Source organism: Dolichospermum lemmermannii CS-548, assembly GCF_028330815.1.
Lineage (GTDB): Bacteria > Cyanobacteriota > Cyanobacteriia > Cyanobacteriales > Nostocaceae > Dolichospermum > Dolichospermum lemmermannii.
Genome location: NZ_JAQMTJ010000275.1, coordinates 1 through 7,535, shown reverse-complemented (window position 1 = coordinate 7,535; position 7,535 = coordinate 1). Strand labels below are relative to the sequence as shown.

The following is a 7,535-nucleotide window of genomic DNA, read 5'->3' as shown; positions in this document are numbered from 1 at the left end:
TAATAGTAAATACATTTCAAAAAATTAATTTTTTGAGAAATTTTTGGTGTGGGCTTTAATTCTCAATAACCAATACTTATTGACAGAACTGTTACTGTTACGTACTTTTAGACTTTTTATTTACATCGAACTCAGGTCTTTCAGGAATGAATAGTATTTATGAAGCACCACAACTTAAAAGATATAGTCAAGCAGTTTTCAATTTACGACAAATTACTCCTGATTTTATGACAGAATCTTCCCTAAGAAAAGCTGTCAATATTTACAACGATGATTATTACCAGAAACAAACTCAAGGACTATATAGAATTGACTCAGAAAATCTTAACTTTGAACGCATTGACTTTTTAAAAGATCCGAAAATTACTCAAGCTAAACAAATTTTAAATCAACCTTTAGCTTATCAAAAACATTCGAGAAAAGTCGCTAATCCTTTACAAGAAATGACAGTAGGTTTAGAAGACGAGAATCTAGGAATTAGAATACCTATAGAACCAATTACAGCACCTTTAAAACCGCGTCAAACCCATCAAATTAAACATTTAATTAATACTATTCCTCAAAATAAAATTACCGTTCCTATCAGTGAATTAAAAACCTTAGCAATGGAAATGGATGAAAGGGAAAAACAAGCACCTGAAAGAAAACAAGAAAATTGGTCAAAGCGGTTAAATTTTGCTTTAATGACTACTGAAAACGGACAAAATTTAGAAGCAACTGATACCTTGGAATTAACAGGAATTAAACATTTATTAGGATTACCGGGATCAGGAAAAACCACTCTGTTAATGTTAATAGCAACATGGCTAGGTTATAAAGGATATAAAGCCTTATTTTTGTTTCCTTCTATTGAAGTAGCAAGACAATATTATACTCAACTAACTTTTCATAAAGTGAAAACAGGAATGTTAGTAGGAAATAGCGATCAAACTCGTCGTCGTCATGCTGAAAATTTAGCCGAAGCAATTGCTATTTCTGGAGAAAATAGAGGTTTTGGTAACACAATTGAAGGTGCAGAATTATTCAGTTTAAACTGTGTTTTACCTGCATTTACTAAACAAGATACTTCTTTCTGGAAATTTGGAACAGCACCTTGTTCACAGATTTTACAAGGTAGTAATAAAAACGGAAAGATGCAAAAACACTTATGTCCTTTATGGACAATGTGCGGACGAAATCAAGCACCAAGAGATTTAATTAATGCTAATATTTGGGTAAGTCATATTCTCTCCTTAGATACTAAAATTCCTTATCATGCAATAGATGAAGAAATTCACTACTTTGAATTAATCGCTCGTACCTTTGATTTAGTAGTTTTTGATGAAGCTGATTTAATCCAATCTGTATTAGATAGTTATGGCGTTGCTGAATTAAGTATTTCTGGTGCAAAAGATTCAATTCATCGAGTTATTTTAGAATCAATTCATACTCCGTTTGCTCAGGGAGAAAACCATCGTTTATTTGATAGAGACGTAGAACTTTATAGCAGAGATTTATCAGAATTTGGTGATCATAATAATACCTTAATTCACACCGTATCAAATTTATCTAATTCTCGGATTGGTAAAAGATATGAAAATCAATTATTAACAGTTTTCCAAATTATTACTGATTTATTAGATGGATTAGAAAAAAGTTATTCTCCAAGAGATCAATTATCAGCAGAAGAACTAAAAAATATATTCAAAAAAAATGATGCTTTAACTAGCTTTTGGTTAGAAGCAGCCTACAAAGCCTTTTATAATCGTACTGGAAGTGAATCTTTAGAATGGAGTCAGGTTAATATATCAGCTAAAAACTTAGGAATTGAAACAGCCAAACTTAAAGAAGAATGGTTGAAATTGATTAATTATTTTCGTGATTATTTAGCAGAGAATTTACTCAAAAAAAGAGATGAAATTGTTGAAAATATTACTCAACTATTTTTAAACCGTTGTTTTTCTGAAAAGACAACTCCACCTGGTGCAGAAGATGTGATTAAACTACTAATTTGTATTACCTTTATGATTTTAGGTTATCAGAAAATAGTCCCTGGTACAAGAACAATGATAGCAGAAGGTTTAATTCGTGAATCAATTATTACTCCTAATCCTAGCAGCACGTTAAAACGAATTATTACTGAAAATATTTTAGGTTCATTTTCTGGAGTTAAATATAGTTTTTCTCAAGCATCTTCTACCCGTTTAAATGCTCGTAACGTAGAAATTTCCTATAGTACATTTATGGGCGCACCTCGAATGTTAATGCACCGTTTTCATGAGTTATTTAAACCGGAAAATCCCCTAAAAAGTCCTGCGGTTTTAATGACTTCTGCTACTTCTTTTTTAGAAGCTAGTCCAGCTTACCATATTCAAACACAACCTAATTATTTACTTAAACCTGAAAAGAAACAACATTCAAATAATAGTAAATATTCTTTTTTATGGCTTGCAGATAAAGAAAGAGGAGATGAACCTTTACGTTATAGTGGAGCAGGAGAATTAAGAGATCGTAATTTAAAAAAAATGGTAGAAGAGTTAGTTAAAGGTGGTCAAAATTCCCACATTTATAAACAAATACGTCACTTTGATGCTAAAGATAATATTCATCGGAAAGTAGCATTAGTTGTTAATAGTTATGAACAAGCTCGTACTCTTAAAGAATATCTTAATAACCATTATCCAGAAATAGGTAAAAGAACCAAAGCCTTAGTTAAATTCTTAAAGGAAGGAGAAACTAATAATGATTATCTTACAACCGCTCAATGTCCTGTACTTGGTGATGATGAAAATTGTGATATATTAATTTTCCCCATGTTAGCTATTGGGAGAGGAGTTAACATAGTTTATACTCAAGGAAAGAGAAAATTAGATGCTGCTATTGGTTCAATTTATTTTCTCACTCGTCCCCATCCTACCATGGATGATTTACAACTTTTATATAGTTTAGCAGGAGAAGCAAGTCAAAATTTTGATAATCAGATATTTACCGAAAATCATGATTTAGATAGTTTAGTACAAGCCTGGAAAACAGCTAAGAAAGAACTACATAAAAAAGTTCATCGTTTATTAAGAGAACCGCTCATAGCTTCTCGTTTAAGTCCACGTTTATTTAAAGCTTTTACAGCCAATCAAATGATTAATATTTTACAAACAATTGGTCGAGGAATGCGTAATGGTTGCGCTGTTCAAGTATTTTTTGTTGATGCTGCTTGGACTTCTAATTCTGCTCAAGAAAAAACTGAATCAGGACGGAATAGTATGTTAGTACGAATGCGAATTATTTTAGAAGAATGTGTCAATCATCCTGATACAATTAAAAGAGAAATTTATCAAGAACTCTATGGAGCTTTTTTGCAACCATTACAAAGAGTTGAAGGAGTTATTTACCCTGATGATTTAACTAAAATAGATGATTTTGAAGATGATGATGAGAATTTTGATTCTTCAGAATTGTTAGAACTTTAAGTATACAATTAGTTACGTTGAAAATAAATAATTTTAGGGATAAACCCCAATTCCAAACAAAAGGATAATTTCATGAATACAAAACAGTACATTTCCATCGGACAAAAAACAATTGATTCCCTGTTTCTTGCTTTAACAATTCCTGATAATATTGAACCAGTAACAATTAATAGTTATACTCTCTCTTGGACATTGGAAGCATTAGCTGAATTTGAATTAATCAAAAATTCAATTAGCGACAAAAACCAGAATTTACCTTATGCTTCTCTGAGAGGATTATTGCAAATTCAGTTTGATAATCTTGCTTATTTACATTCTAGTATTCGTCTTAGTTCTAATCAAATCACTAACGAAGAAAAAAATGAACCCTTTGCTTATTTCACTGAAGGTAATTATGATTTTATTGCTAAGAAAATTCGTCCTGTTATGGATGAATGGATAACTAATTATTTACAGCCTTATGTAAATAAAAATAGTTCTGATATTCAATCATTCAATAAATTACAAGATTTATGGCAAGAAAACAATTTAGTTAAAATTAAAGATATTAAATCTCAATTATTACCTTGGAAATGGTCTGGAACAGGTACAACACAAGGAAGTTATGGTTATTCATATAAAGATTTTGTAGAGTTTATTGCTCGTCAAATAGCAGGAAAAGAGATATTTCAAAAATGTGGGACAATGAAACGAGTAATATCTTCCAATCCAGGAGGTGGTCAAGCAGAATTAATGACTATTCCTATTTCAATTAAAGAGAAAGAAGATAAATTTAGTTTAGTCATTAAATTAGAAATTGTCACATTTCCTTCAGTTCATCAACCTGTATTAAGAATTGATGTTTCTAAAAGAAGATGGGTATATAATTTAACAAAAGCTCGTTATGGTTTAGGAAATATCAATGGTTTTATTTTTTCTAAAAATTATCCTGATAGAGCTTTTCAATATCAGCTAAGTTGTGAAGAAAATCAAGATAAAAAATGGATTTGGAATATTGATAACACTTTTGAAATTTTAAGTCAAAAATTGAATATTCCTTTAACAGTAAAATCTGGTGAAGATATTGCTTTAGGTAAAGCATCTACTCAAGAAAATCAAGTCATGTTAACTTTTCGTAATGGCTTACAAAAAAGTTATGATGTTCAAGATGGAGTACCAGAAATTGATAAATTAGAAGCGTATAAAGCTATTAGTAACATTCTTACACCGATTGGTTTTATTCCTTTTCAAGATTATCAACCAGTAAAAGCTTGTCATTCTTCAAATGATAGTGATGAAGGCATGATTAATCATATTACTTTATTAGGAGGAATATTAGAAAGCCTTGATAATAATGATTTTTCAACTTTTACTCCTGAATATTTCTCTAAATTAACCGATGATGAAAAAAATAGTTTACTTAAACAGTAAGTAGGTTGGCGTTAAAAATTGTCGTTATGACAAGGGAACAGGGAACAGGGAACAGGGAACAGGGAACAGGTTTTAGACAACTTTACATACCGTTACATACCTTGAAATTTTTCTGCTCACCTACTTATTTTGATATTACTTTACAAGATATTTATACACAAACAAAAGGGATTGAATATAACAAAGGTAAGAAATTACCATATCAAATTCAAAAATTTCAAGCAATAATTAAAGCTAATAATGAATCTTTAGAAAGATTATATCCCCATGAACCATTGCAATTAATTATTTTTTATGAAGAAAATATCAAAACCGATGTTAATTTTGTGAAAAATATTGCTCAGATTATTTGGGGAAGTAAAATTCATATTCAACTTCAGCGTTTACCTCAAAATGTTCATGGTCCAAAAGAAAGTTTACCTGGTAAGCAACTAAAAGCAAAAGAACGTTCTCAATTAAGAATTGAAGAATGGAAAAAAATTACTCAACAATTAATTGATCTTAATCAGAGAACTTTTTGCTTAATTCTAGCTAAGAAATGGTATAATCAACAACATGATGATCTTGTTAATAAACCTTCAACTCGTCAAGCATTAGCTTCTTTAGGTGGTTCTACTTCACAGTTTCTTTTACCTATAGAAAAAACGCAAAAAGGATTACTTCAATTAGAAGATTACTTTCATAGAGTTCAATCTGCACTTAAGGATTTACTTTCTGCTCATTCTGGACGTATTGATAATATACAGACAAAAGTTAATACTTATCTGAAAAATATTACTCCAGAAAAAAGACCAAAAGAAATTATTGGAGTTACTATTATTCGCAAACAAAGAGGTCGTGTTAGAAGTCAGTTAGAACAAACTTACCTATTAATAGCAATTCGTTTAGATGTAGAAACTGGAATTTGTGAATTATGCTGTGCTTATGACAAAAATAATAATTTAGAAATTAGTCAATGGTATACATTTGCTAATGGGATTGCTTTTGTTTCTCAAATTTCTCCCATTAAAACTGCTAAAGTTCGCCTTGCTGAATTTATTAATAAAATAATTTCTGAATCTGTAAACAACAATAAAAACCCCGTTGTTATGATTGATTCTTCTAATTGCTCTAAACTTTGTGGTTGGTTAGCTGATGTGAGAATTACTACTTGTAATATTAATCTAAATCAACAATATCAACACATGGAAGATAATTGGAAAAGTGCAAGGATTATTCGTATTCGTCAAGATTTAGCACCAGGTTTTATTGAAGAAAAAGTAAGACAATATGCAGAAACAACCTTAGAAGATAATCGTCAAAAGGAAGAATTAACTTTTGATTATGAAATTCCCTCAGCAACCAGTCCACCCAAGAGATTATTTCGACTAACAGCAATATCTGAAACAGGTTGTGTTACTTGTCAATTGGGAATAAAACCCTACATCAAAAACAAAGAGGACAAAGCTGTTATCGGGAAACAGAAATTCATCAAGTTCTCAAAAATGATGAGAAGCAAGAAGTTGTAAATCAAGCAAGTTTAAAAATTCATGAAATGATAAAAAAACCTGTATTTACTGATAAATATCCAACGCCTAATCCTTTAGAAATTGTTGTTACATTAAGACAAGAAGAGGATAATTCTGATGATTTAGCTGCATTTGTTGAATCTTTACGTTACGGTTTTGGTCATTATAAAGAATGGTCAACATTACCAGCACCTCTATTTTTTGAAAGAGTAGTCAGAGACTATATTAGTGAATTTTCTATTACAGATGATGAGGAATTAGAAACGGAAGATACTGAAGCCCCTAAACAACTAAGTTTATTTGATTAGATAAAACTAATTAAATAATGGAGTTTGATTTTGGATCAAAAAGCCTAACACAGTTGTAACTCATTATTTGATACAATCTTTAGGCTTTTATGGTACAATGGCATTGCTAAAAATGCTTTTTAAACAAAAACAACGTTTATTTTTAAAATGAAAAGTAACAATCTATTAACTGTATTTTATTTGTTACCGATAATTTCCTACAATAGTTAAAAAGACTTTTATAAAAGGTGCAAGTAAAAAAATGTCTAAAACCGTTGCTGATGTGATGAGTCGTGATCCTATCCTCGTCCGTCCTCAAACTCCCTTAAAAGAAGCTATCCAAATTCTGGCAGAAAAACACATTAGCGGTTTACCTGTAATTGATGACGCAGGTAAATTAGTCGGAATTATCTCAGAAGCAGATTTGATGTGGCAAGAAACTGGTATAACTCCCCCTGCATATATCATGATTTTGGATAGTGTGATTTATTTACAAAATCCTGCAACCTATGAACGAGATTTACATAAAGCTTTAGGACAAACAGTAGGGGAAGTTATGAGTAAAAATCCCCTAACTATTTCTCCTGATAAACCATTAAGAGAAGCTGCAAAACTAATACAAGATCACAAAGTTCATCGTCTCCCAGTCCTTGACAATGCGGGTAAGGTAATTGGTATTCTAACTCGTGGTGATATTATTCGCACTATGGCCGCAGAGTAGCAAAGGAGAGAAATATTATCTGACAACTAACAACTGTACGGGCGAAGCATTTGGAGAACTATTTTTGGCAATGACCGATAATTTATCTTCCAAATGCTTCGCCCCTACTGACAACTAACAACTGTACGGGCGAAGCATTTGGAGAACTATTTTTGGCAATGAC

The 7,535-nt window shown here is 31.0% G+C and carries 3 protein-coding genes and 1 pseudogene; all 4 read left to right on the top strand.

Going from position 1 to position 7,535, the window contains the following annotated elements:
• Positions 1-146 precede the first annotated feature (146 nt).
• The 4 genes and pseudogenes from PN450_RS19110 to PN450_RS19090 all read left to right on the top strand — a co-directional run bounded on the left by PN450_RS19110 (position 147) and on the right by PN450_RS19090 (position 7,372).
• Positions 147-3,446, top strand: coding sequence for a pPIWI_RE_Z domain-containing protein (locus PN450_RS19110; protein ID WP_271837229.1), 3,300 nt, complete (start codon positions 147-149; stop codon positions 3,444-3,446).
• 72 nt (positions 3,447-3,518) lie between these two features.
• On the top strand, positions 3,519-4,856 hold the full coding sequence (locus PN450_RS19105) for a pPIWI_RE module domain-containing protein (RefSeq protein WP_271837227.1): 1,338 nt from the start codon (positions 3,519-3,521) through the stop codon (positions 4,854-4,856).
• Between the two features lie 26 nt (positions 4,857-4,882).
• Positions 4,883-6,672: pseudogene (locus PN450_RS19100) on the top strand (RNaseH domain-containing protein).
• 241 nt (positions 6,673-6,913) lie between these two features.
• Entirely contained in the window at positions 6,914-7,372 is a 459-nt protein-coding gene (locus tag PN450_RS19090; protein WP_271837224.1) for a CBS domain-containing protein, read from the top strand.
• Positions 7,373-7,535 lie beyond the last annotated feature (163 nt).